This window comes from Mesorhizobium sp. YL-MeA3-2017, from assembly GCF_030814575.1.
Lineage (GTDB): Bacteria > Pseudomonadota > Alphaproteobacteria > Rhizobiales > Rhizobiaceae > Mesorhizobium > Mesorhizobium terrae.
Map to the genome: position 1 here is coordinate 3,216,821 of NZ_JAUSVH010000001.1, position 25,871 is coordinate 3,242,691.

Below are 25,871 nucleotides of genomic sequence, written 5' to 3' on the forward strand. Positions count from 1 at the left end.
AGTTTCGCCTGGCGGCATCGGCCGGCAGGTGAATTCACAGCAGGACAATCGATCAACGCCGGCGCTGCCGTGCCGGCGTCAGGAGAGGCTTTGCCTCGAACAACCAGGGAGGAGAACATGAAGAAACATCTATTCGCAGCGACACTGCTCGCCGGCTCGGCGACAATGGCCGTCCCGGCGGTCGCCGACACGCTGGACATCGTCAAGCAGCGCGGCACTGTCACCTGTGGCGTCAGCCAGGGCGTCGCCGGCTTCTCGGCACCGGATGACGCCGGCAAATGGCACGGCTTTGATATCGATTTCTGTCGTGCCGTTGCCGCCGCTGTTCTGGGCGACCCGGACAAGGTCAGCTTCGTGCCGTTGTCGACCAAGGAGCGCTTCACGGCGCTGCAGTCGGGCACCGTCGATCTGTTGTCGCGCCAGACCACCTGGACCCTGTCGCGCGATGCCGGCATCGGCATCCACTTCGTCGGTACCATCTATTATGACGGCCAGGGTTTCATGGTGCGCAAGGATATCGGCGTGGACAGCGCGCTGAAGCTTTCCGGCGCGACCGTCTGCGCCGAGCAGGGCACCACGACCGAGCAGAACACCGCCGACTATTTCAGCGCCAACAAGCTGAAATACGAACCGGTGGTGATCGATTCCGCCGACGGCATCATCAAGGCCTTCGATACCGGCCGCTGCGACGTCTACACTACCGATGCTTCCGCGCTCTATGCGCAGCGTCTCAAGCTGACCAATCCCGAAGCCTATACCGTGCTGCCGGAGATCATCTCCAAGGAGCCGCTTGGTCCTGCCGTGCGCCAGGCCGACGACAAGTGGTTCAACATCGTGCGTTGGACCCTCTTCGCTCTGCTTGAGGCCGAGGAACTCGGCGTGACGCAGAAGAACGCAGAAGCCGGGCTGGCTTCGCAAAACCCGGCCATCAAGCGCTTCCTCGGTGTCGAGGGCGACAATGGCCAGCAACTGGGGCTCGATCCGCGCTTCGCCTACAACATCGTCTCCAAGGTCGGCAATTACGGCGAGATGTTCGAACGCAATCTCGGCCAGTCGAGCGCGTTGAAGATCGATCGCGGCATCAACAAGCTCTGGAACGCGGGCGGGTTGATGTACGCGCCGCCGCTGCGCTGATCGCGGTTTCTGCCGATATCAATTCCTAAGACCCGCGCAGGATGCCACCTGCGCGGGTTTCTTTTTGGAAGCGCGGTCTTGAACGGTCGCTCTGGATCAATTTTTCGTAGCCACGGGCCCTTGCCAAGGTTCCGGCATTCAACGAAAACCGCAATTCAGCCGGCAACCATCCCGTTTCCGGCCAGACGCGGTTTCCGGCTGATGCCGACGCACCGCAATGGGACGTAGAGACAATGTCCGCGATCGAAGCCGGCGTGAGAGCGCCGGGAAGCCTCTGGCGCTCCGAAATCAAGGCGACGCTGTCGCTTGCTTGGCCGATGGTGCTGACAAATCTCGGCCAGACGGCGATGACGGCCACCGACGTGATGATGATGGGCAGGCTGGGGTCCGACACGCTCGCCGCCGGCGCGCTCGGCTCAAACCTCTATTTCATGCCGTTGATCTTTGGCCTCGGCCTGATGCTGGCCACCTCGCCGATGATGGCGACGGAACTCGGGCGTTTCCGCCATTCAGTGCGCGATGTGCGCCGCACGGTGCGCCAGGGCCTGTGGCTGGCCGTCCTTATCGCCATCCCGGTCTGGATATTCCTTTGGAACGGCGAAAAGATCCTGCTTGCCATGGGGCAGGAGCCGGCGCTCGCCCACCAGGCGGGCATCTATCTGCGCTGGCTGCAGTGGGCTGTGTTGCCCTTCTATGGCTACATCGTGCTGCGCTCCTTCATCTCCGCGCTTGAGCGCCCAGGCTGGGCGCTAGTCATCGTCTTCGTCGCCGTGGCAACCAACGTGCTGCTGAACTGGATGTTCATGTTCGGCAATCTCGGCGCGCCCCGTCTTGGCATTGCCGGTTCCGGACTGGCCACGACCATCTCGTCGGTGCTGATGTTCGTCGGCATGGTGCTCGTGGTGACGCTGGAGAAGAAGTTCCGTCGCTATCACCTGTTTGGCCGTTTCTGGCGACCCGACTGGCCGCGCTTCAAGGCGCTGCTCAAGCTTGGCTTGCCGATTGCCGGTATTCTGGCCTTCGAGGTGACGATCTTCAATGCCGCTGCCTTCCTGATGGGCTTGATCAACGCGCCGTCGCTGGCGGCGCATGCCATCGCCCTGCAGATCGCCTCGATCAGCTTCATGGTGCCGCTCGGTCTCAACCAAGCAGTCACCGTGCGGGTGGGGCTGGCCCATGGCGCCGGTGACCCGGAGGGTGTTACCCGTGCCGGCTGGACCTCCTATGCGATGGGTGTCGGCTTCATGTCGCTGACAGCGCTCACCATGCTGCTTTGGCCGCGCGTATTGATCAGCGGTTTCATCGACGTGGCCGACCCGGTGAACGGTCATGTGGTCGACCTCGCCGTCTCGTTCCTGGCGTTTGCCGCGCTTTTCCAGATCGTCGACGGCGCGCAGGCCGTGGGTGCCGGCATGTTGCGCGGCCTGCACGACACCACCGTGCCGATGATCTACGCGGCGTTCGGCTATTGGGGCGTCGGGCTGCCGCTTGGTGCGCTGCTTGCGTTCCATTTTGGCTTTGCCGGGGTCGGCATCTGGATGGGTCTGTCGACAGGGCTGGCTGTGGTGGCCGTTTTGCTGCTGACCCGCTGGTTGCGTCGCGACCGGCTGCCGGCAAGAACCGGCCCGATCGTGATGCACTGATCCCGGCTTCCCGGGATCAGGTATCCGACGACATCGCTCCAAGCAGCCGGCGGATGTCGCCGAAATAGGCGATCGAGCCGAACACGAACGCCGCGACCGTGACGAAGAAGATCGACACCGCCGCCATGGTCGGCGTGTAGCCGTAGCGCAGCGCGTTGAAAATCTTGATCGGCAATGTCTCGGTGGTGAAGCCGATAGTCATGTAGGCAACGATATATTCGTTGAGCGACAAGACAAAGGCAAAAGCGAAGCCCGAGACCAGATAGGGCAGGATCAGTGGCAACACCACGGTCTTCAGCACGGTACGGTCGTCGGCGCCCATGGTGGAGGCGGCTTCCACCAGCGAACGGTCGATGGACGCGAAGCCGAGCGAAAGCGTGACCAGCGGCAGCGTCACGAAGAAGATCGCATGGCTGATGATGGCCGTATAGAACTGCCCGAACAGGCCGACCGTTGCCCAGAAGCTCAGGAAACCGAGCGCGGTGATGACTGGCGGCAGGATGAAAGGTGCGAGACCAAGCACCTGGAAGATGTTCGCCCAGGGCGCGATGCGCCGCCACAGGAACCAGGCAAGCGGCAGCGCGATGGCAACGGCGATCGCGGCCGAGCAGATAGCCAGCGTGACCGAATGGATCAGCGCCAGCCGCCATTCCGGATCGTTGAAGATCTGCCCGTACCAGGAGAGCGAAAAGCCCTTTGGCGGGAAGGTCAGTTCCTGCTTCTGGTTGACCGAGACGCCAGCGACGACGATCAGCGGCGCGGCCAGGAACAGCGCGACAAGCACGAAATAGAGCCGGCGAAGCACGATCATAGCGCGTTCTCCTTGCGGCCGACGAGCAGCGTGAGGCCGACCAGCGCCAGCGAGATCAGAACCAGGAACACGGCCATGGCGGCGGCGAACGGCATGTTGGACTGGTAGATCGCCTGGTCGGTGATCAGCACCGACAGCGTCCAGTTCGACGGCCTGCCGAGGATCTGCGGCAACAGGTAGGAGCCGAGCGCAAAGACGAAGACCATGATCAGTGTCGCCACGATGGTGTTGCGCAGCGCCGGCGTCACCACGTTGAAGAAGGCACGCACCGGCGAGGCGCCGAGCGTGCGTGCGGCCTCCAGCAAGGTCGGGTCCAACCGCACCAGAGCCGGATAGAGCACCAGGATCGTGTAGGGCAGAGCCTGGTAGACCATACCGGTCAGCACGGCCCAGAAACTCGGCAGCAGCGCCACCGGCTCTTTCATCAGCCCGATGGCGACAAAAAGATTGGTGATGCCGGCCGTGCGGGAAAACAGCGTCGACCAGGCGAAACCGATGATGACTTCCGACAGCGACAGCACCGAAAGCAGTGCGACCAGCCACACTGTCTGCACGGCGCGCGGGCGCTTGGTCAGGAGGTAAGTGAAGGGAAAGGCGATGACCACGCAGCAAACCGCGACCAGGATCGCCAGCATCAGCGAGAAGCCGAGCACCGAACCGAAGAAGGTGGTGAGGAAGCGCGCGTAATTGTCGAACACAAAATCCGGCGTGTAGAAGCCGGACGGATTGCGCTTGAAGAAGCTCACCGCGATCATGATCGAGAACGGCACGACGAAGAAGACGACAAGCATCAGTGCCGGGAAGAACAGCGGTGCGTAGTCGGCGAGCGTTTTCGGGCGTTCGCGCCTCATGGCTGCAGCACCACGCAGCTTTCCGGAGGCAGCACCACGCCGATGGCCTGGCCGACGCTGACATTGGGCCGCTCGCGTGGCGTCGCCACCGCCACGATGGTGGTTCCGCTGGCTTCCACGAAGGTTTCGATGGTGCCGCCGAGATCGCGCACGAAGCTCACCGTTCCGGCAATCGAACCGGCGCCGGGGGCCGAGAAATGAATGTCTTCGGGGCGGATGGAGATGGTGGCTTTGGCCGAGCCGGAGGGCAGGGCGATGCCGGGCACTGCGGAACCCAACACCGTGGTGCGGCCGGCGCTGTCGGTCTCGGCCGGCAACAGATTGGTGATGCCGATAAAATCGGCGACAAACGCATCGGCCGGCTTGCGGTAGATCTCGATGGGCGATGCAGCCTGCAGGATCTTGCCCTTGCCCATGACAACGACGAGGTCGGCCATGGTCATCGCCTCGCGCTGGTCGTGGGTTACGACGACGGTGGTGATGCCAAGGCGTTGCTGCAATTGCCGCAATTCCACCTGCATGGCCTCGCGCAGCTTGGCGTCCAAAGCGGAGAGCGGTTCGTCGAGCAGGAACAGCTTGGGCGACAGCGCCAACGCACGGGCGATCGCCACGCGCTGGCGCTGGCCGCCTGAAAGTTTCGCCACCGGCCGGTCGGCGAAGCCGTTCAGGTGGATCATGGCGAGAAGGTCGTTGACCCGCTTGCGCTGGTCTTCCTTGGAGGCGCCACGGATACGCAAGGCATAGGCGATGTTTTCGCCGACCGTCAGGTGTGGAAACAGCGCCAGCGACTGGAACACCATGCCGAGATTGCGCTTGTGCGTCGGTATGCTGGTAATCTCCTCGCCATCGAGCACGATGGCGCCGCTGGTCGGCTCCTCCAGCCCGGCGATCATCCTGAGCAATGTGGTCTTGCCACAGCCGGACGGGCCGAGCAGGCAGACGAATTTTCCGTGCGGCACGGACAGGCTGACATCGTCGACGGCGGCAAAATCGCCGAACTGCTTGGTGATCGCGTTTATGGACAATCCGGACATGGCGTTATCCTGCTTGGCTGGTCGTGCATGCGGATGTTTCGGTTATCTGGCGTCGGCCGCCTCTTCTGGAGACCGACCGGGCGCCGATAGCAGTCGGGGAGCGAACCCGCCTTGCAGCATAGTATTCGCTCCCCGCCCGAAGGCTATATCCCTTGTTCCCTGCGCTCAGGGAGAGGATGGGAAAATCAGCCGACGATCAACTCGGTCCACTTCTGGTTGATCGCGTCGGCCTTCGACACATAAAGGTCATAGCGCGGAATGATCGGCTCGATGTCGGAAGAGACCGCGGCAAATTCCGCTGCCGTGAGGTCGAGCACCTCGCGCTTCAGCGTCGGCGCAGTGCCGACGTTGCGCGACATCAGCCCCTGGACTTTGGGCTGGCTCATATAGTCGATGAAGAGATGGGCTTCGTCGACCTTCTTCGAGGCGCGCGACAGAACCCAGTTGCCGGAATCCTGGATGCCGCCTTCCTTTGGGAAGGTCGAGCGTACCGGCTGGCCGTCCTTGGCTGCCAGGCCGGTCACATCGTGGTAATACTGGCCCATCGGGATTTCGCCCGACTTCAGCGCCTGCTCGAACTGTGCTTCGTCGCGATACCACAAGCGCACATTCGGCTTCACTTCGGCGAGCTTCGCGAATGCCTTGTCGAGGCCCTCGTCGGTGTCGAGCGCATTGGTGCCGCCCATGAAGGTCTTGGCCGTCACTTCAAGCAGGAAGGAGTTGGAAGCCAGCGCCAGAAGGCCGAGCTTGTCGGCATTGGCCTTGTCCCACAGCGCGTCCCAGGACTTGGGAGCCTCCTTGTAAACATTGGTGTTGGTGACCAGCGTGATATACCAGGCCACCGCGCCGATGCCGGCGACACGGCCATCCGGATATTTGTTGATGAAGCGCGGCAGAAGATCGCCGTAATGTTTGAACTTGGAGGTATCGAGCGGCTGCCAGAGCTCGGTCGACTGGCCTTTCAGCGTCGAGGTCTGCGACATCATTGACAGGTCAGCCGGGGCCTGGCCAGCCTTGGCCGCCTGCTCGAGCTGCACCAGCCACGCCTCGCCGGTCGGTTCGGCCACCGATTCCACGGTGATGCCGGTTGCCTTGGTGAACTCGGGGAAGATGTGCTGGTCGAAAGACTTCTTGAAGTAGCCGCCATAGACGCCGACCTTCAGCGATTTTTCCTGGGCACGCAGGACTGCCGGCATGGCCAGCACGCTCGCAGCAGCAACGCCGGCGCCGAGGACGGTGCGTCGGCTGAGCTTGGTCTTCATGATCTCGGTCATCGATGTTCTCCGTTGTTCCGGTCTTTGCCGGGTTCCCTTATCGTTTTCTTATGCGATAGCGCCATCGTCTGGCGCCATTATCCTTTCAGTGCCGGGCTGAACACCATCAACGACAGGATTTCGAATAGCACCTGTGCGCCGGCGTGCGCCGTATTGGTGGTGGAATCATATTGCGGCGCGACCTCGACGACGTCGCCACCGACGATGTTGAGGCCCTTCAATCCACGCAGGATTTCCAACACTTCGCGCGTGGTCAGTCCGCCAACTTCCGGCGTGCCGGTACCCGGGGCGAAGGCCGGGTCGAGGCTGTCGACATCGAAGGAGACGTAGGTCGGGCCGTCGCCGACGATCTTCCTTGCCTTCTCGATGATGGCCGGGATGCCGAGGCCGGTCACCTCTTCGGCGTGCACGACGGTCATGCCGGATTCGTAGGTGAATTCCCAAAGATATTCGGCCGAGCCGCGAATACCGATCTGGATGGTGCGCGACGGGTCGAGCACCCCGTCCAGCACGGCGTTGCGGAACGGTCCACCGTGATGGAATTTGGTCAGGTCATAGGCGCCGCCCGTGTCGCAATGGGCGTCGATATGGATCATGCCGACCGGGCGGTCCTTGCCGACAGCCTTGAGGATCGGATGGCTGATCGAGTGATCGCCGCCGACGGAAAGCGGGATGACGCCGGCGTCGACGATCTGGCCGACGCGTTTTTCGATGTCGTCATGGCTGAGCTCCAGCCGGTAGCGGCTGCGAAACGGCACGTCGCCGATATCGGCCACCCTGATCTCATGCGTCGGCGCGCATTCGAGCACGTGGTTGTAGGGGCCGATGCGCTCGATCGCGCGCAGGGCGCGCGGGCCGAAACGGGAACCTGGACGATTGGTGACGCCGAGATCCATCGGCACGCCAATCATCGCCACCTGAAGGTCGCCGAAGTCCGGGCTGTCGACGGAAATCTCGCGATAGGGCGCGGAGAGGAACGTAGGTATGCCCGAATAGGGGGCAAGCCGCGTGCCGCTCTTGGAGAATATCTTGTCGGCGACGCGGCGGAATTTCGGATCGAACAACTCGCCGCCATGACTCTCGCCATATTTGCGGCGCAACGCGTCGAGCTTGCCTCGGTCGAAACCCATTCCTGCAACTCCTCCTGGCAGGATGCCGATGTGCCCCAAAGCGGTGCACGAAAGCGTTTCGGCTGCCTGCAATACCGTCTTTTTATGCGTGATTGGCGCGGATTGTCGGAGCGTGTGGATGGAAAATCAATTGATATTGTTATAGCGCTCGCTGTGAGGAAAGCTCACATAAAGCGTATGAACAGCTCTCGACGCCTGCCACCGCTCAATCCCCTGCGCGCTTTCGAGGCGACGGCCAGGCACGCCTCGCTCAGCAAGGCGGCTGCCGAGCTCCATGTCACCCATGGCGCGGTCAGCCACCAGATCAAGGCGCTCGAGCAATCGCTCGGCGTCAAGTTGTTCGAGCGTGTGGGTTCCCGCCTCAAGCTCACCCCGCATGGTGCTGAACTGCTGCCTGCGGTATCCGGCGCCTTCGAGGGTATTGCGGCGGCGGCGGCCCGGTTGACGCGTCCGGCGAGCAGCGGTGCGCTGGTTGTCTCCTGCGTGCCGGCGCTGCTGTCTTTGTGGATGATCCCGCGTCTCGGCGCCTTCACATCGCGTTACCCCGACATCAGGCTGAAGCTCGTGGCCTCCAACGACCCGCGTGACATCCGCTCGTCGGACATCGATGTCTGCGTTCATTATGGCGACGGTAGCTGGACCGATTGCTGGATTCGCAAGTGGTCGGGCCTCGAGCTCTTTCCGGTGGTCAGTCCGACGCTGGCCAACAACAGGCCGATCCGGTCGATCCGGGACCTCGCCGACCATGTGCTGCTGCATGGTGACGACGGCCGCGAATGGCACACCTGGCTCGCCGCCGCCGACGCGCTCGACCTCGAGCGCAATTGCCGGCGCCACCATTTCAACGATGCCCGGCTGTCCATCGAAGCGGCTCTGCATGGCCATGGCGTGGCGCTGGGCGACACGATGACGGCCAGCGGCTTGCTGGCCAGGGGTCAACTCATCGTGCCGTTCGGCCTCTCGGTGCCAGCGGTGGACGATTTTTACGTGGTGTGCCGCAACGAGATGCGGTCCGCGCCCATCGTGCAGGTGTTCGTGGATTGGCTGTTTGCCGAAAAGGCCGAGGCCGACAGCCGCCCTGACACGGCCGCGGCGGCTCAGATTGTCACCCGTCGCAAACGCCCGGTGCTCAAGGTCGTCGCGCGGTCGGACGATTGAGGTGACGGCTTGTGAGGTCTTGATGCCTGTTACTGCCGCGCCCGTTTTCCTCTGTGCCAGGCATATTGCGGGGCAGCGCGTTCATGATTTCAATGCTATGAGGCCGGTCTGGTAGTCGTAAGGGCGGAAGCGGAAGCAGGTTTCGGACATGGCCAGGACTGATATCGCACGGCGCGTCTACAATCACACCTGGAAGCTCGACCCCATCGTGCGGTCGCTGCTCGACACCGATTTCTACAAGCTGCTGATGCTGCAGATGATCTGGGGCATGTATCCCAAGGTCGACGCCACGTTCTCGCTGATCAACCGCACGACGTCCGTGCGCCTTGCCGACGAGATCGACGAAGGCGAGCTGCGCGAGCAGCTCGATCATGCCAGGACATTGCGTTTCAGCAAGAAGGAAATGATCTGGCTGGGCGGTAACAATTTTTATGGCCGCAAGCAGATATTCGAGCCGGAGTTCCTGGCCTGGCTGGAGAATTTCCGCCTGCCGGAATACGAGCTTTCAAGGCGCGACGGTCAGTACGAACTCTCCTTCTCCGGCCCATGGATGTACACGACGCTTTGGGAAATCCCGGCGCTTGCTATCATCAACGAGCTGCGTTCGCGTGCTGCGCTGAAGGCATTCGGCCCCTTCGCGCTGGACGTGCTTTATGCACGCGCCAAGGCCAAGATGTGGGCCAAGACCGAGCGACTGAAACAGCTCCCTGAAATCCGCATTTCCGACTTCGGCACGCGGCGCCGTCACTCGTTCCTGTGGCAGCGCTGGTGCGTGGAGGCCTTGAAGGAAGGCATCGGCGGTGCCTTCACCGGCACGTCGAACGTGCTGCTCGCCATGGATACCGATCTTGAGGCGCTCGGCACCAACGCGCACGAACTGCCGATGGTGCTCGCCGCTTTGGCGAATTCCGAGGCGGAGCTTCGCCAGGCGCCGTACAAGGTCCTGCAGGATTGGCAGCGTTATTATGGCGGCAACCTGCTGATCGTGCTTCCCGATGCTTTCGGCACCGCTGCCTTCTTGCGAGACGCGCCCGATTGGGTGGCCGATTGGACCGGTTTCCGCCCGGACAGCGCTCCGCCGGTCGAAGGCGGTGAGCGCATCATCTCCTGGTGGCGCGATAAGGGCAGGGACCCGAGGCAGAAACTCCTGATCTTCTCCGATGGCCTCGACGTCGATACCATCATCGAGACCTATCGTCATTTCGAGGGCAAGGTTCGCATGTCCTTCGGCTGGGGCACCAACCTGACCAATGATTTCGAGGATTGCGCGCCGATCTCCACCGACAGGCTCAACGCCATCTCGCTGGTCTGCAAGGTGACGGACGCCAATGGTCGCCCGGCGGTGAAGCTCTCCGACAATCCGGCCAAGGCGACAGGCGACACGAAGGAAATCGCCCGCTATCTGCGCATCTTCGGCGAGGAAGCGCGCGTCAGGCAGTTGGTGAAAGTCTAAAATCAGGATGACTTCCGGCGGAAGGCAGCTGTGAGGTTCCTGCGGTTTCTCAGCCTCACACTTGCCGGTGCGTTGTGGCCGTGCCTTGCCCTTGCCCACGCTTCGGACCGCGGCCATGTCCTGTTGTTGTCGACAGGGTATTACATTGCCGGCGGTGCCTTTGCGGTTGGTGCATCCTTTCTCGTGCTGGCATTGCTGCCATCGGGTTTCCTCGAACGGGCCTGGCAGTGGCGCTTGCCGCTCTTCACCTTTGGCGATCGGGCAAAAACGGTAGTCGGGCTCTTGTCTTTCGCTGGCTTTGCACTGCTGCTGGCTGCCGGTTCCTGGGGCAGTCGCGATCCTCTTTCCAATCCGCTTCCGCTGACGGTCTGGACGCTTCTGTGGGCCGGGTTTGTGTTGCTGCAGGGAATGGTGGGTGACCTTTGGTCCTGGCTCAATCCATGGCAGGGGCCATACCGTCTGGTGATGCGGCTGGGGTTTGTCCGCAACGAACCGTCGAAAGGGGGCGCTGGTTGTTGGCCCGCCTTCGCGTTGTTCCTCGCCTTTGCCTGGTTCGAACTTGTCGATCCGGCGCCGGACGATCCCGCGCGGCTTGCCGTTGCGGCCGGCCTCTACTGGCTGGTCGGCTTCATCGCCATGCTGGCGTTCGGTTATGAGAACTGGGCCCGCCGCGGCGAGTTCCTGTCGGTCTTTTTCTCGATGCTGGCGCGCTTTTCCATGGTCGGCCGTGGCGCGGACGGCAGGTTCTATCTCAACCTGCCTGGTGCAAGACTGCTCGACACGCCATCACTGCCGTTGAGTGGCGTCGCCTTCCTGCTGCTCGCACTGTCGTCGGTTTCCTTCGACGGGCTTGGCAAGACGTTCTTGTGGCTCGGCTCGATCGGCGTCAATCCTCTCGAATACCCCGGGCGCACGGCGCTGATCGGTTCGGCTACGCTGGGTCTCGTGCTGACCTTTCTGCTCCTGGCGTTGCTGTTTGCCGTAGCCGTCTTCTTCGGCCTGCGCCTGGCCGGCAGGGCACATGGTTTCGCCAATGCCGCCGGCTTGCTCGTCTGGTCGATCGTGCCGATCGCTCTCGCCTATCATGTCGCGCACTATCTGACGGCGCTGCTTGTCGACGGTCAGTATGCGCTCGTGGCGCTGTCCGATCCCTTCGCGCGAGGGTGGGATATTTTCGGCACGGCGAACATGCAGGTCGAGGCGGGAATCGTTGCCGGCGCGACTGCTGCCTGGTGGATATGGAACATCCAGGCCGCCACCATCGTCTGCGGGCATGTGCTCGCCGTCCTTGTCGCGCATGTGTTCGCCGCGAGGCTGGATCCGTCCCCGGTTCGTGCCGTTCTCACGCAGATACCGCTCACGATCCTGATGATCGCCTATACCGTCTTCGGGCTCTGGCTTCTAGCCACGCCGGCCGTTGGCTGAGCCGACCATGGCGTGTCGGTTGACGCCACGGAATGCTCGCTTGCCATGACCGAGGTTTGGTGATTGGTTTGCGCCGCGATTTTCACCCAGCCTTTCGCCGGCTGCAGGTCAATGCCCATGAGGGGATCTCGATGACTGAGAAAAGCCGCTTCTTCGATCTTGCAAACACCGCAGTGTCCCGTCGTGGCGTGCTGAAAGGCCTGGCTGCCGGTACTGGTCTCGCCGTTGCCCCCGGCTTCGTGCGTTATGCCCAGGCGCAGAGCTCGGCGCCGATCAAGATCGGCTTCCAGGCACATCGCACCGGCATCGGCGCCGCCTATGGCCGCTGGTATGAAAGAACGACGGCGGCCGCCGTGAAAGCAATCAATGCCGCCGGCGGCATCAATGGCCGTCAGGTCGAAATCGTCATCGAAGACGACGGCACCGACGCCGCCCGTGGCGCCGAAGTGGTGGCGAAGCTCGCCAACCAGCACAAGGTCGATATCGTCTACGGCACGCTGTTCTCGAATGTGGTGGTGGGTTCGGCGCCGACCGCCGGCGAATTGAAAATTCCATATTATGTCGTGTCGGAGGGCTATCACGTCGCGTCCGGCAAGCTGAACCGCTACGTGTTCCAGCCGGGCATTACGGACGTTCGCGCCCAGGTCACTTCGGTGGCGCCATGGATCGCCGCCAATGCCGGCAAGAAGATCACCATGATCTTCCCCGATTACGCCTTCGGCTACGACCATCGCGACTACCTGCCGCCGGCCCTGCAGAAGGCGGGCGCGGAGGTGATCGCCAAGATCGCCATTCCGCCGACGGAATCCTCCTTCACCAAGTATTTTCCGCAGATCCCCTCCGACACCGATGCGATCTATCACGTCATGGTCGGTCCGGCGGTGCTGACCTTCGTCAAGGAATTGGGCGATTTCTACGGTTCGAGCGGGCCGAAACTGTTCGGCTTCATCGATTCGCTGGAGGCGGTCGACATCAACAGCCCGGGCCTCGAATATCTGAACGGCAGCCACTTCTGGGAGGGTTCGCCACGCTACGCCCAGGCCGACGACACGGAAGCGCAGAAAGCCTACCGTGCCGCCGTCGGCATAGACGACAATGGTGCCGCCGTCGGCGATCCGAAGGACGTCTCGACCGCCGCCCATATGTTCGGCTGCTGGGAGACGCTCTACGTCATCAAGAAGGCGATGGAGGATGCCGGCTACAAGGGACCGGAAGATCGTGCCAAGCTGGTTGAAGCTACTGAGGCGCTGACCGAGTTCAAGGAAGGACCGGAGCATCCGCAGGGCCGCAAGCTGTTCAACGGCAAGATCCACCAGTGTTTCGGCAGTCAGAACATTTCCAAGCTGGAAGGCGGCAAGCTGATGGTCGTGCACAAGACCGCCATCGAAGACGGCATGTACGAGCCGCAGGCCGATTATACCAAGCAGCCTTTGTGAACCAGCTTGTGAAATCCGCATCGGAGAAAGAGGGCCGCGGCTGAATGGCTTTCGGCCCTCATCTCCTTCTCGCAACGCTCGAAGGCCTGGTTACCGCGGCGGTGCTGGCGCTTACCGCACTCGGCCTGTCGCTCGTCTTCGGCGTCATGCGCATAGTCAACGTCGCCCATGGCGAGTTCTTCATGCTGGGGGCGGTGCTTGCCTGGGCGGTTTCGACGGCATTCGACGGACACCCGGCCGTTGGCTTCGTCGCAGCGCTCATCGCGGCGCCGCTCGTGGTCGGGGCGGTCGCCTGTCTTTCGGAGCGGCTGGTGTTGCGCCGGTTGAATTATGACCCCGAAGCCACCATCGTTGCCACTATCGGTCTGCTCTACATCATCCAGCAACTTGCGCTGAGCTTCTACGGACCGGAGGCGCGCCCGGTGGCGCCGCCCTTCAGCTATCGTGTGCTTCTGCCCTGGTTCGGCTATTCCGGCTATAAGCTCTTTGTCATCGTCGCCTCAGCGTTGCTGCTGGTTTCGACCTGGCTTGTGCTCACCCGAACCAGGATCGGCCTCGTCATGCGCGCCACGCAGTATGACCGCGAGATGGCGCAGGCTTTCGCCATTCCCGTCGACCGCGTCTATGCCGGCGTCTTCGCGCTCGGCGCCATGTTGGCCGCGACGGCGGCCGTGCTGATCGTGCCGATCAGTCAGGCACATTACCTGATGGGGCAGGACCCGCTGCTCCTGTCCTTCATCGTCATCATCATCGGCGGGCTCGGCTCTCTGCGCGGCACGATCATCGCAGCCCTTTTGATCGGTCTGTCGGATGGCATCGTCTCGATGTTCTTCTCGCCGACGCTTGCCAAGATGATCGCAACCCTGGCGGTGGCGATGGTGCTGGTGTTTCGCCCGCAAGGCCTGTTCGGAACGACCGCCCGATGACGGAAGCGCCGGCCGCCAGGGTTTATGCGTTGCATGTCGCCGTGGTGGTCGTGCTGTTCGCGCTGAACTTTCTGCTGCCCGATTATCACCAGGGCTTGTTCGCCCGCATCATGGTGCTGGCGGTTTTCGCCATGGGCTACAATCTGCTGTTTGGTTATGGCGGTTTGCTCAGCCTTGGCCATGCCATGTTCTTTGCCGCCGGCCTCTATGGCAGCGGCCTCGCGATCTATCATTTCGGCTGGAATGTGCCGGCGGCCTTCCTCGCCGGTCTCGGCTGCGGTGCGTTGCTCTCCCTGGTGGTCGGTGCACTTGCGCTTCGCACTTCCGGCGTTGCCTTCATGATCGTCACCATGATGTTCGCGCAGGTGTTCCTGCTCGCCATCGTCTATTTTTCGGCATGGACCGGCGGTGATCAGGGTCTGGTTGTCCAGCAGGCCGACCGCATCGTCCACATCGGCGGCACGGCCCTCGATCTGACCGACCCGACCGTGCGCTATATGACGGCGCTGGCCCTGTTCTCGATCGTGCTTTTCACCACGGTTGCGGTCGTGCGCTCGCGCTTCGGTCGTGTCCTGGTGGCGATCCGCGAAAATGAGGAGCGCACGCGGCTCCTGGGTTACAACACCTTCGCCAACAAGCTCTCGGCAATGGTGCTTTCAGGCGTCATCTGCGCCGCGGCGGGTGGCGCCTATGCGCTGTTGTTCGGCTATGTCGGCGCCAATTTCGCCTCGGTGCAGTATTCCATCCTGCCGCTTCTATGGGCTTTGGCTGGCGGCGTCGCGACCACGCTCGGCCCGTTGGTCGGCACGCTGTTCATCTACTATGTCACCGACATCGCCAGCAGCCACACCACGGCCTGGCTGCTGATTGTCGGACTGGCGCTCATCCTGCTCGTGCTGTTCGCGCCCAAGGGCATTCTCGGCGCGGTGCGTCGCCGCTGGATCGGGTGGCTGCCATGACGCCGTTGCTGACGACGACCGGTCTGTCGCGTGACTTCGGTGGCTTGCGTGCCGTCGACGGTGCCAATTTCAGCCTGATGCCGGGAGAGATCCGGGCGGTGATCGGCCCGAACGGCGCCGGTAAGACCACCTTCGTCAGCCTTGTCTGCGGCCGCATTCAGCCTTCGGCGGGCACCATCATGTTTGCCGGCGCGGATATCACCGACCTGCCGGCATACAAGCGGGTCAGGCTTGGCATCGCCTATACATTCCAAGTCACCAGCGTGTTTGCCAACCTCTCCGCCTACGACAACGTTACCTTGTCGGTGCAGCGTACGTTGACGGACGGGCGTTCCAGGGGCGCTGTCCATGCCGGGGTCATGGAGGCACTGTCGCGGACCGGTCTCGCCGACCGCGCCGGGATGCTGGCTGGGCAATTGTCTTATGGCCATCAGCGGTTGCTGGAAATTGCCATGGGCCTGGCGCTCGCGCCGCGCCTGCTGATCCTCGACGAACCGACGCAAGGTCTGTCGGACGGCGAGATAGAGGGGTTCGTCGCCTTGGTACGCGAAATCGCCCGCGATGCCACGGTGCTGATCATCGAACACAACATGCCGGTGGTCATGCAACTTGCCCATCGCATCACCGTCTTCGACGCCGGCAAGATCATTGCCGAAGGCAGCCCGGCCGAAATCCGCGCCAATGAACAGGTGCAGGAAGCCTATCTGGGAGCCGCGCATGTCTGAGCTGCTCGCGATCGCCGGGCTCGACTGTTCTTACGGTGAAGTGCAAGTGCTTCACGGCATTGGCCTGGCCCTCGCCAAGGGCGAAGTTTTGTGCCTGCTCGGCCGCAACGGTGCCGGCAAGACCACCACGCTGAAGGCGATCATGGGGTTGATCCCGGCGACGGCTGGCTCGATCAGGCTGAACGGGCGGGAATTGACCGGACTGCCGGCACACGAGGTGCCAAAGGCCGGTGTCGCTTATGTCCCGCAGGGTCGACGCCTGTTCGCCGAAATGACGGTGGCGGAGAACATCGAAATCGGGCTGATGGCGCGCGGCAAGGGCAAGGCGACCCGCGATATGGTGCTCGGCCTGTTCCCTCGCCTGGCGGAGCGCTTGAACCAGCGTTCGGGCACATTGTCTGGCGGAGAGCAGCAGATGCTCGCGATGGCGCGCGCGCTCTGCCTGGAGCCTGAGGTGCTGCTGCTGGACGAACCCACCGAAGGGCTGATGCCGTCGATGATCGAGAAGATTCGCGAGACGGTTTCCAAATTGCGCGGCCTCGGCGTTTCCACCATTCTGGTCGAGCAGCGTGTCGAGGCAGTTCTGGCCGTCGCCGACCGCGTCGCCTTCATCGAGAACGGCCGCAACCGCGAGACCATGACGGCGGCGGCGCTGCGTGCCGATCCCGCCGCGGTCAAACGTTATGTCGGCGTAGGTTGATGCAGACAGGTTTCACTGGCGCCGGCCGACAGGATCCGTACCGTCGGTGATGCCGAGGTCCCGGCGCAGATGCGGCGAGAGTTCGCGGATGTCGAGATAGGTGCGGGCGTGCCGCTTCCAGCCAAAACCATCAGCCAGCCACGACAACCAGCTCCGACTGGAATGCGACAGGAGAAAGTCGTGCAACGTGGTCATGGCGAACAATCTCCGATATGCCTAAATGCATCTGATGTGTTGGAAGGAAATATCGGGCTGTTTCGGCTTTGATTCCAATTGAACGTCGAGAGGAGCCTATAAAGAGGGCTTATGGCAAATGTTGCAGCAGCTTCCCCCGCTCACCGCCGTGCGCGCCTTTGAGGCGGTTGCCCGTCACCTGAGTTTCACCAAGGCGGCAGGTGAACTCGGCATGACCCAGGCGGCCGTCAGCTATCAGATCAAGCTGCTTGAAGAGCGGGTCGGCGCGGCCCTGTTCCTGCGTCACCCACGTCACATCGAATTGACCGAGGTCGGTCAGCGGCTGGCGCCAGCAATCAGCGACGCGTTCGAGACGATCAGCGATGCCTATTCGGCAGCGCGTTCTGGCGCGGAGGGGGTGCTGTGTGTGAGCACCATCCTGACTTTCGCATCCAACTGGCTGGCGCGGCGGCTTGGCGCGTTCCAGATGACACATCCTTCGCTCGCAGTCCGTCTGAATACGTCGTCGAGGCTCGTCGACTTTGCGCGCGAGGATGTCGACGTCGCCATTCGCTCCGGCGGAGGCAAATGGCCTGGCACGGATACGCACAAATTGTTCGCGGCCGATTTTACACCGATGCTCAGTCCGGCTCTCGCCGCGAGCATCGGCCTGAGGGAGCCGGCGGATCTCCTGCGCCTGCCGATCCTCGACCCGAGTGACATCTGGTGGAAGGAATGGTTCCAGTTGGCTGGCGTCGACGCGACGGGGCTTGCTTCACGGCCTGCCAGCAGCATGGGCGCGCAGATGTATGAGGCAAGTGCCGCTGTCGCTGGCCACGGTGTCGCTATTTTGACTCGTGAACTCTTCGAGGCAGAGCTTGCCGACGGACGTTTGATCCAGCCTTTCGATCTGGTCGGCAACGACGGCCATGCCTTCTGGCTCGCCTATCCGACCTCGCGCCGCAACGTGCCCAAGATCAAGGCTTTTCGCGAATGGCTGTTGGCGGAAGTCGCGGCAACCCGGAGCAGTTGCAGGCACGAGACGGATTGACTTCGTGTTGAACCGCGATAGGGGCGCGTCGCAGGCTCAGGCGTCCTCCCCGACAAAACGATAACCGACGCCTGGCTCTGTCCGGATGATCGCGGGAGAAGACGGGTCACGTTCTATCTTGCCGCGCACCTGGCCGACGAAGACCCGCAGATAATGCAGGTCGTCGGCATGGGCAGGCCCCCAGACGGATGTCAGCAAAGCCTTGTGGGTAACGACACGCCCGGCATGGCGCGCCAGCATCAGTACCAGGTCGTATTCCTTCGGGGTCAGGTGGATCGGCGTGTCGTCACGTGTGATGAGCCGCCGCACGGTATCGATATGCAGCCCGTCCACTGAAATCTCGGTCACGCCACCGTCTTCGCGGGTACGGTGGCGCAGCGCCGTGCGGATGCGCGCCGTAAGCTCGCCGATGCCGAACGGTTTTTCGATATAGTCGTCGGCGCCGAGATCGAGCGCGGCTATCTTTTCGCTCTCGCGGTCTCGTGCCGACAGGATGATGATCGGCAATTCGGACCAGCCGCGCACATTCTGCACCACCTCCTTGCCGTCCATGTCGGGCAGGCCGAGGTCGAGAATGATGAGATCCGGCGCCATGGTGGCGATCGCTTTCAGCGCCTGCGCTCCGGTTCCGGCCTCGATGACCTCGTAGCCGGCTGCGGTCAGCGCGGGGCGCAGGAAACGCTGGATCTGCGGTTCGTCGTCGACGACCAGCACCCGGAAACCGCTCACGAGGCGACCTCGGTTTCGGCGGGTACGGCCTCGACGGGGAAGCGCAGGATCATGCGCGTACCCTTCCGTTTCTGCGCCGGGCTTTCGGCCTTGATCGTGCCGCCCATGGCCTCGACAAAACCACGCGCGATCGGCAGGCCGAGGCCGGTGCCGGGGGCACGGCCGTCCGGTTTGCCGCGCCGGAAGAATTTTTCGAAGATTTGATCAAGGTCGTTTTCTGGAATGCCCTTACCCATGTCCACCACCGAGAGCGTGACCTCGTCCTTTTCCTGCCGCGCATAGATACGAATCGGATCGGCGCCGCCATATTTGTCGGCATTGTCGATCAGGTTGAACAGCACCTGGCCAAGCAGCACGCTGTCGCCGCGGATCAGCGGCAGTTCGGGCGCCAGCTGCACCTCGATCGCCCGACCGGGGAATGCTTTTTGCGACCGTTCGACTGCGGAACGGACGACGTCCACCACATCGACCCAGTCGCGCTTGGCTTCGACCGAACCGGATTCGATGCGCGTCATGTCGAGCAGGTTGGCAAGGAAGCGCGCCAATCTTGCGCTTTCCTCGTCGATCGAAACCAGAAGGTCGTCGCGGCTTCCCTTGTCCATCTTGTCGCCGAATTCGCGCAGGCTGGTGATCGCGCCGGTTATGGTCGCCAGTGGCGTCTTCAGATCGTGCGAGACTGAGACGAGCAGGGCCGAGCGGAAGCGTTCGCCTTCGAGGGCTGCTGCCTGCTGCAGCCTTTCCTTGGACAACCGCGCACGGTCGATGGCAACCGCCGACTGATCGAGAATGGCGATCAGCATCCTTTCTTCGCTGCCGTCGAGAATTTCTCCATTCTGCTGGATGCCGCAGACGCCGACGACGCCGTGGGGGCTGGTCAGCGGGATGAAGCGGAAGACGCTGTTCGGCAAGGTGCCGGTGCCGCTACCGGCTTCCTCGCGCTTCTCGAAGGCCCAACGCGCGGCGGCCATGTCGGAAACGCCGAGTTCGGTGTCGGGTGGCCAGGATGCCTGTAGGCGCAACTCACCCTGATCCGGCAGAAGCAGGGCTACGGTGCGCGACAGCGCGCCTTGCAACTGCGTCACCGTTGCCCAGACGACGTCGTCCTGCTTGGAGGTGCCGGAAAGCTTGCGCGAATAGTCGTAGAGCGCTTGCGTGGTGATGGCCCTTTCGCCGGACACTTTCGCCTGCTCGCGCAGGCGCGAGGTCAGCCCGCCGGTCAGCATGGCCGCGGCTAGGAACACGAACAGCGCGAAGACCTCGTGCGGTTCGGCGATCGTCAGTGTGTAGATCGGCGGAATGAAAAAGAAATTATAGGCGAGCGCCGAAAACAGCGCGGCGGCGATCGCCGCTGCGTAGCCGGCGCTGATTGCGGAGGCGAGCACCGCCAGGAGGTAGATGATGGAGATGTTTGGCAGGCGCACGACTTCGTCGAGCGCCAGCCCGAGGATCGTGACCGCCGCGGTCATCGCTGCCGCGAGCCCAACATCCTTCAGGATGCGGAAGATCAGCGCGCGCGGCTTGGCGGGAGCAGCCGGCGGCGGCATCTCCTCTTCGCCGGTGACGACATAGACGCCGAGGCCCGAGGCCCGCTCCATCAGCGCGTCGGGTAGCGAACGGCGGAACAGCCTGAACGGGAACGATTGCTTGCGTCCGCCGATGACGATCTGCGTTGCGTGTTCGCGGCGGGCCAGCCGCAGGATCTCGTCGACGAAGTCGGCGCCCTTGACCCGGCGCGTCTCCGCACCCAGCCTTTCGGCGAGGCGGAAAGTCTCGTCTAGCCGGCGTTCCCCGGCCTGGTCGGAAACGGCGCGGTCGACGGGTTCGATCGAGGCCACCAGCCAGTGCGCGTTGAGGCCGGATGCTAGCCGGCTGGCGGTGCGCACCACCTTTTCGGAGAGCGCGTCGGGGCCGATACAGACCAGAAGACGCTCCGCCGAGGGCCACGGCCCTTCGATGGCGTTTTGCTTGAGATAGTCGACCATCTGGTCGTCGACGCGGTCGGCGGTGCGCCTGAGCGCCAGGTCGCGCAATGCAGTCAGGTTGCCAAGGCGGAAGAAGGAGTCGGCGGCGCGCACCGCATTGGCCGGCAGGTAGACTTTGCCTTCCTTCAATCTCTCGAGCAGTTCGGCCGGCGGCAGGTCCACCAGCAGCACTTCGTCGGCTTTTTTCAGGACCGTGTCGGGTATCTGTTCGCGCACCGGCACGCCGGTGATCTGCGCAACGACGTCGGACAGGCTTTCGAGGTGCTGGATGTTCAGAGCCGTCCAGACATTGATGCCGGCGGCGAGCAGTTCGTCGATGTCCTGGTAGCGCTTGGGATGGCGGCTGTCCGGCGCGTTGGTATGCGCCAGTTCGTCGACGACGATGGTTTGCGGATGACGGGCGAGTGCAGCGTCGAGGTCGAATTCCTCGATCGTGTGGCCGCGATAGGCGATCTTGCGCCGCGGCAGGATCTCAACCCCTTCCAGGAGCGCGGCGGTCTCGCCGCGCCCATGCGTCTCCACCAGGCCGATCAGGATGTCGCCACCATCCTCCTTCACGCGGCGTGCGCGTGACAACATGGCATAGGTCTTGCCGACGCCTGGCGCGGCGCCGAGGAACACGGTCAGCCGGCCACGTTCCTGCTTGTCCGCCAGCGCCAGCAGTGCGTCGGGGTCAGCTCTATTCTCTCTGTGTCGGTCGCTATCGGCCATTCAGTAGATTTAAGACTTTAGCCGATCCAGCGCGAGATTTAGTTTCAGCACGTTGACGCGAGGCTCACCGATCAGGCCGAGCAGCCGGCCCTCGGCGGTGTCGTCGACGAGCTTGGCCACTTCGGTTTCCGGCAGTCCGCGCGCCTTGGCAACGCGTGCGATCTGGTCGCGTGCGAAGTCGGGCGAAATGTGCGGATCGAGGCCGGACCCCGAGGTGGTTGCGGCATCGGTCGGCACTGGCCCGGCGATGCCGGCAGCATGCAGGCGCTGGATGTCGCCCGTAACGCGGTCCTTCAGCTTCTGCGAAGTGGTGCCGAGATTGGAACCGCTGGAGTTGCCGGCGTCGTAGGGCGTGCTGCCGATCGCCGAAGGGCGTGGCCAGAAATAGCGATCGTTGGCGAAGTTCTGGCCGATCAGTTCGGAGCCGATGACGGTTCCGTTCTGCTTGATGAGGCTGCCATTGGCCTGGGCAGGCAGGGCTATCTGTCCGATGCCGGTGATGGCGAGCGGATAGCCGATGCCGAGCAGGGCCGTGAACAGCACGATGAGGACAAAGGCGGGGCGCAAATAAGTTGTCATGATTACACCAGATGAAGAGCCGACACGGCGATATCGACCAGCTTGATGCCCGCGAAGGGCAGGATCAGGCCGCCGACGCCGTAGACGATGAGGTTGCGGCGCAGCAGTGCGGCGGCACCGACCGGACGGTAGGCGACGCCTTTGAGCGCCAGCGGGATCAGCGCCACGATGATGAGGGCGTTGAAGATCACCGCCGACAGGATCGCCGATTCCGGCGACGACAGCCGCATGATGTTGAGATAGTCCAGCGCCGGATAGGTCGCCACGAACAGCGCCGGGATGATGGCGAAGTATTTGGCGACGTCATTGGCGATCGAGAAAGTGGTCAGTGAACCACGCGTCATCAGCAATTGCTTGCCGATCTCGACGATCTCGATGAGCTTGGTCGGGCTGGAATCGAGGTCGACCATGTTGGCGGCCTCGCGCGCCGCCTGCGTGCCGGTCTGCATGGCCACGCCGACGTCTGCCTGGGCAAGTGCCGGGGCGTCGTTCGTGCCGTCGCCGCACATGGCGATCAACCTGCCACCTTCCTGTTCCTTGCGGATATAGCCAAGCTTCTGCTCAGGCGTTGCTTCGGCGAGATAATCGTCGACGCCGGCCTCGGAAGCGATTGCCGCCGCCGTAACCGGGTTGTCGCCGGTGACCATGACCGTGCGGATGCCCATGGCGCGCAGCGCCGCGAAACGCTCCTTGATGCCGGGCTTCACTACGTCCTTCAGGTGGATGACGCCAAGCAGCTTGTTGCCTTCGGCGACCGCCAGCGGCGTACCGCCGGTGCGTGCGACAACCTCCACCGCCTGCCGGAAGGCTGAAGGCACGTGTGCTTCGTCGAGGCCGGTGAATTTCAGCACCGAATCGACGGCGCCCTTGCGCAGATGGCGGTTGCCGAGATCGACGCCCGACAGCCGGGTCTCGGCCGCGAACGGCACGATGTTGTCGGGTTGCTTCGTCGGCGCAGTCGAACCGTATTCGCCAGTGGCCAGCGCCACGATCGAACGGCCTTCCGGCGTCTCGTCGCCGAGACTGGCCAGCATGGCGGCTTCCGCCAGTTCTTCGGCGCGAACGCCAGGTACCGGCAGGAACTCGGTCGCCATGCGGTTGCCGAAGGTGATGGTGCCGGTCTTGTCGAGCAGCAGCGTGTCGACGTCGCCCGCCGCCTCGACAGCGCGGCCGGAGGTGGCGATGACGTTGAAGCGCACCAGGCGGTCCATGCCGGCGATGCCGATGGCCGAAAGCAGGCCGCCGATCGTGGTCGGGATCAGCGTCACCAGCAGTGCGGCAAGCACAGTGATCGAGAGCACCGTACCGGAATAACCGGCCAGGCCCCAAAGCGTCGTCACGGCAATGAGGAACACCAAAGTGAGGCCGGAAAGCAGGATCGACAGCGCGATCTCGTTCGGCGTCTTCTGGCGTTCGGCGCCTTCGATCAGCGCGATCATGCGGTCGACGAAGGAGGAGCCGGGTGCGGCGGTGATGCGCACTTTGATCCAGTCGGACAGCACCTGCGTGCCGCCGGTGACGGCCGAGCGGTCGCCGCCGGATTCGCGGATGACAGGCGCGGACTCGCCGGTGATGGCGCTTTCGTTGACCGAGGCGATGCCCTCGACCACTTCGCCGTCGCCGGGGATCAGTTCGCCGGCTTCGACCAGAACCAGGTCGCCGACCTTGAGGTCGGTTGCCGGGATGCTGGCAACGTCAAAGCCACCGTCGGAGAGGAGCTTGCGGGCGGTCAGTTGCGACTTGGTGCGGCGCAGGCTGTCGGCCTGTGCCTTGCCGCGGCCTTCGGCCACGGCTTCGGCGAAGTTGGCGAACAACACGGTGAACCAGAGCCAGATCGCGATCTGGCCGGAGAAGAGCGGCTTGCCGCCTGCGGCGACGAGATCGCGCAGGAACATCAGCGTCACCAGCGCCGCCACGACTTCGGTGACGAAGATGACGGGATTGCGCATCAGCTTGTGCGGCGCTAGCTTGACAAAGGCCTGCCCGAGGGCCGGCCACAGAATGGCCGGTTCGAAGAGCTTGTGGTGTACTGCGGTCGACATGAATGATGTCCTTTAGAAAGTCTGGCCGGCCAGCATTGCGAAATGCTCGACGATGGGGCCGAGGGCGAGAGCGGGGAAATACTGCAGACCGCCCATGATGAGGATGATGCCGACGAGCAGGCCAACGAAGAGCGGCGTGTGGGTCGGGAAGGTGCCGGCGGAGGCCGTCGTCCTGGTCTTGCCGACCAGCGAGCCGGCGATGGCAAGGACAGGGATCGCGTAGCCGAAGCGGCCGAGCAGCATCGCGATGCCGAGCGTGGTGTTGTACCAGGGCGAGTTCGCCGAGAGGCCGCCGAAGGCTGAACCGTTGTTCCCGGTCGCCGACGTATAGGCATAGAGGATCTCGGACAGGCCGTGCGGTCCGTTGGTGCCGATGGCGGAGACCGCGAAAGGCAACATGGCGGAAAACGCGGTGAAGACCAGGATCGACAGCGGCAGGATGAGCACGGCCAGCATGGCGTATTTCATCTCGCGGCTTTCAATCTTCTTACCGAGCAGTTCCGGCGTGCGGCCGACCATCAGTCCGGCGACGAACACGGCGAGAATGGCGAAGACCAGCATGCCGTAGAGGCCCGAGCCGACACCGCCCGGCAGCACTTCTCCGAGTTGCATCAGGAACATCGGTATCATGCCGCCCAGACCGGTGAACGAGCCGTGCATGGCATTGACACCGCCGTCGGAAAGACCGGTGGTAACGGCGGCATAGGCAGCGGTCATCGCTTGGCCGAAGCGGACTTCCTTGCCCTCCATATTGCCGAGCGCATTGTCGAGGCCAAGCGCGGTCAGGATCGGATTGCCTTGCGCTTCTGCCCAGTAGATAACGCCGACGCCGGCGATCAGCAGGATCGCCATCGCGGCTATGAAGGCCCAGCCTTGGCGGCGGTCACCGACCATCTGGCCGAAGGTGTAGACCAGTGCCGCCGAGATCGTGAGCATCGAGACGATGTTGAGATAGTTGGACAGCGCCGTCGGGTTTTCGAACGGATGCGCGGCATTGACGTTGAAGAAGCCGCCACCATTGGTGCCGAGCTGCTTGATCGCTTCCTGGCTGGCGACTGGTCCGAGCGCGATGGTCTGCTTGGCGCCTTCGAGCGTCGTCGCGGTCACCGAGGCGTCAAGCGTCTGCGGCAGGCCCATGGCCACGAAGGCGATGGCGACGATGATGGCAAGCGGCAAAAGCACATAGAGCGTCGAGCGGGTGAGGTCGACCCAGAAATTGCCGACCGTCGTTGCGTGCGAGCGCATGAAGGCGCGGGTAAGCGCAAGCGCCATGGCAATGCCCGTCGCGGCCGAGACGAAGTTGTGCACGGTGAGGCCAGCCATCTGGCTGAAATGGCTCATCGTGGTTTCGCCGCCATAGGACTGCCAGTTGGTGTTGGTCACGAAGCTGACGGCGGTGTTGAAGGCAAGGTCGGGCGCAACGCCGGGAAAACCTTGCGGATTGTAGGGCAGATATGCCTGCAGGCGCAGGATCGCGTAGAGCGAGACAAGGCCCATCACGCTGAAGGCGATGACGGAGAAGGCATAGGCAAGCCAGCCCTGCTCCTTCTTGGGGTCCACGCCCGCCAAGGAATAGAAGCCGCGTTCGACGGGGCCGAGCACGGGCGAAAGAAAGGTTCGTTCACCGGAAAAGACCTTTGCCATGAACAGGCCAAGCGGCTTGATCAGCAATAGGACGATGAGAAAGAGTAGGCCGATCTGCAGCCATCCGATTAAAGACATGGCGGAACTCTCAAGGATTGATTTTTAGAATTTTTCGGGCCGCAGCAGCGTCACGACGAGATAAACGCCGAGCGCGATGGCGACGACGAGGCCGAGTAAGGCTTCCATCATGATTGCCTCCCTCAGAGCCTGGTCAGCGCGCGTGCGTAAAGCGCGAAAATCACGAAGGATCCTATGCCGAGGGCTAGGTAGGCGAGGTCGAGCACGATGCTTCTCCGAATT

23 protein-coding genes are annotated in these 25,871 nt (G+C 63.0%); 11 read left to right on the top strand and 12 right to left on the bottom strand.

Features of this window, described 5'->3' with window-relative positions; translation table 11 throughout:
• The first annotated feature begins 117 nt into the window (after positions 1-117).
• On the top strand, positions 118-1,134 hold the full coding sequence (locus tag QFZ88_RS15460; RefSeq protein WP_024924223.1) for an amino acid ABC transporter substrate-binding protein: 1,017 nt from the start codon (positions 118-120) through the stop codon (positions 1,132-1,134).
• Between the two features lie 233 nt (positions 1,135-1,367).
• Positions 1,368-2,777, top strand: a complete 1,410-nt coding sequence (locus QFZ88_RS15465) for an MATE family efflux transporter (protein ID WP_024924222.1) — start codon at positions 1,368-1,370, stop codon at positions 2,775-2,777.
• Positions 2,778-2,793: 16 nt separating this feature from the next.
• On the opposite strand, the gene QFZ88_RS15470 is transcribed toward QFZ88_RS15465, so the two are convergent.
• From QFZ88_RS15470 to speB, 5 genes are all read right to left on the bottom strand, one after another.
• Entirely contained in the window at positions 2,794-3,588 is a 795-nt protein-coding gene (locus tag QFZ88_RS15470) for an ABC transporter permease (RefSeq protein ID WP_024924221.1), read from the bottom strand.
• Positions 3,585-4,439 carry an ABC transporter permease gene (locus QFZ88_RS15475; RefSeq protein ID WP_024924220.1) on the bottom strand — a complete coding sequence of 285 codons (855 nt, stop codon included), beginning with the start codon at positions 4,437-4,439 and terminating at the stop codon, positions 3,585-3,587. Before QFZ88_RS15475 ends, QFZ88_RS15470 begins: the two co-directional genes overlap by 4 nt.
• The gene (locus QFZ88_RS15480) at positions 4,436-5,473 is read right to left on the bottom strand and encodes an ABC transporter ATP-binding protein (protein WP_024924219.1); all 1,038 of its coding nucleotides are present in this window, start codon (positions 5,471-5,473) and stop codon (positions 4,436-4,438) included. The genes QFZ88_RS15475 and QFZ88_RS15480 overlap by 4 nt, the downstream gene beginning before the upstream one ends.
• Positions 5,474-5,658: 185 nt before the next feature.
• A complete protein-coding gene (locus QFZ88_RS15485) occupies positions 5,659-6,747 on the bottom strand; it encodes an ABC transporter substrate-binding protein (RefSeq protein ID WP_036253386.1) in 1,089 nt (362 codons plus the stop codon).
• Positions 6,748-6,824: 77 nt separating this feature from the next.
• The gene (gene speB, locus QFZ88_RS15490; RefSeq protein WP_024924217.1) at positions 6,825-7,877 is read right to left on the bottom strand and encodes an agmatinase; all 1,053 of its coding nucleotides are present in this window, start codon (positions 7,875-7,877) and stop codon (positions 6,825-6,827) included.
• Positions 7,878-8,054: 177 nt separating this feature from the next.
• Here speB and gcvA (QFZ88_RS15495) point away from each other — a divergent pair, with 177 nt between their 5' ends.
• From gcvA (QFZ88_RS15495) to QFZ88_RS15530, 8 genes are all read left to right on the top strand, one after another.
• Entirely contained in the window at positions 8,055-9,035 is a 981-nt protein-coding gene (gene gcvA / locus QFZ88_RS15495) for a transcriptional regulator GcvA (protein ID WP_024924216.1), read from the top strand.
• Positions 9,036-9,183: 148 nt separating this feature from the next.
• Positions 9,184-10,488, top strand: coding sequence for a nicotinate phosphoribosyltransferase (gene pncB / locus QFZ88_RS15500; protein ID WP_024924215.1), 1,305 nt, complete (start codon positions 9,184-9,186; stop codon positions 10,486-10,488).
• A gap of 30 nt (positions 10,489-10,518) precedes the next feature.
• Positions 10,519-11,913 carry a hypothetical protein gene (locus tag QFZ88_RS15505; protein ID WP_024924214.1) on the top strand — a complete coding sequence of 465 codons (1,395 nt, stop codon included), beginning with the start codon at positions 10,519-10,521 and terminating at the stop codon, positions 11,911-11,913.
• 131 nt (positions 11,914-12,044) lie between these two features.
• Positions 12,045-13,349: an ABC transporter substrate-binding protein gene (locus QFZ88_RS15510; protein WP_024924213.1), complete on the top strand. Its 1,305-nt coding sequence runs from the start codon at positions 12,045-12,047 to the stop codon at positions 13,347-13,349.
• 44 nt (positions 13,350-13,393) lie between these two features.
• Entirely contained in the window at positions 13,394-14,275 is an 882-nt protein-coding gene (locus QFZ88_RS15515) for a branched-chain amino acid ABC transporter permease (RefSeq protein ID WP_024924212.1), read from the top strand.
• The gene (locus QFZ88_RS15520) at positions 14,272-15,234 is read left to right on the top strand and encodes a branched-chain amino acid ABC transporter permease (protein ID WP_024924211.1); all 963 of its coding nucleotides are present in this window, start codon (positions 14,272-14,274) and stop codon (positions 15,232-15,234) included. Before QFZ88_RS15515 ends, QFZ88_RS15520 begins: the two co-directional genes overlap by 4 nt.
• Positions 15,231-15,959 carry an ABC transporter ATP-binding protein gene (locus QFZ88_RS15525; RefSeq protein ID WP_024924210.1) on the top strand — a complete coding sequence of 243 codons (729 nt, stop codon included), beginning with the start codon at positions 15,231-15,233 and terminating at the stop codon, positions 15,957-15,959. Before QFZ88_RS15520 ends, QFZ88_RS15525 begins: the two co-directional genes overlap by 4 nt.
• Positions 15,952-16,659, top strand: a complete 708-nt coding sequence (locus QFZ88_RS15530) for an ABC transporter ATP-binding protein (protein ID WP_024924209.1) — start codon at positions 15,952-15,954, stop codon at positions 16,657-16,659. Before QFZ88_RS15525 ends, QFZ88_RS15530 begins: the two co-directional genes overlap by 8 nt.
• A gap of 12 nt (positions 16,660-16,671) precedes the next feature.
• Here the strand turns inward: QFZ88_RS15530 and QFZ88_RS15535 are convergent, their stop codons facing one another.
• Positions 16,672-16,854 carry a hypothetical protein gene (locus QFZ88_RS15535; RefSeq protein WP_024924208.1) on the bottom strand — a complete coding sequence of 61 codons (183 nt, stop codon included), beginning with the start codon at positions 16,852-16,854 and terminating at the stop codon, positions 16,672-16,674.
• A gap of 118 nt (positions 16,855-16,972) precedes the next feature.
• Between QFZ88_RS15535 and gcvA (QFZ88_RS15540) the strand changes: the two genes are divergently transcribed.
• Entirely contained in the window at positions 16,973-17,884 is a 912-nt protein-coding gene (gcvA, locus tag QFZ88_RS15540) for a transcriptional regulator GcvA (protein ID WP_024924207.1), read from the top strand.
• A gap of 36 nt (positions 17,885-17,920) precedes the next feature.
• On the opposite strand, the gene QFZ88_RS15545 is transcribed toward gcvA (QFZ88_RS15540), so the two are convergent.
• From QFZ88_RS15545 to kdpF, 6 genes are read right to left on the bottom strand one after another with little or no spacing between them, the layout of a single operon-like run.
• Positions 17,921-18,613 carry a response regulator gene (locus QFZ88_RS15545; RefSeq protein ID WP_024924206.1) on the bottom strand — a complete coding sequence of 231 codons (693 nt, stop codon included), beginning with the start codon at positions 18,611-18,613 and terminating at the stop codon, positions 17,921-17,923.
• Positions 18,610-21,306, bottom strand: coding sequence for a sensor histidine kinase (locus QFZ88_RS15550; protein ID WP_179654214.1), 2,697 nt, complete (start codon positions 21,304-21,306; stop codon positions 18,610-18,612). Before QFZ88_RS15550 ends, QFZ88_RS15545 begins: the two co-directional genes overlap by 4 nt.
• A gap of 9 nt (positions 21,307-21,315) precedes the next feature.
• Entirely contained in the window at positions 21,316-21,885 is a 570-nt protein-coding gene (kdpC, locus tag QFZ88_RS15555; protein WP_024924204.1) for a potassium-transporting ATPase subunit KdpC, read from the bottom strand.
• Positions 21,886-21,887: 2 nt separating this feature from the next.
• Entirely contained in the window at positions 21,888-23,927 is a 2,040-nt protein-coding gene (gene kdpB / locus QFZ88_RS15560) for a potassium-transporting ATPase subunit KdpB (RefSeq protein WP_024924203.1), read from the bottom strand.
• Between the two features lie 12 nt (positions 23,928-23,939).
• On the bottom strand, positions 23,940-25,649 hold the full coding sequence (gene kdpA, locus QFZ88_RS15565) for a potassium-transporting ATPase subunit KdpA (RefSeq protein ID WP_024924202.1): 1,710 nt from the start codon (positions 25,647-25,649) through the stop codon (positions 23,940-23,942).
• A 24-nt stretch (positions 25,650-25,673) separates the two neighbouring features.
• Entirely contained in the window at positions 25,674-25,760 is an 87-nt protein-coding gene (gene kdpF, locus QFZ88_RS29530) for a K(+)-transporting ATPase subunit F (protein WP_065998122.1), read from the bottom strand.
• Positions 25,761-25,871 lie beyond the last annotated feature (111 nt).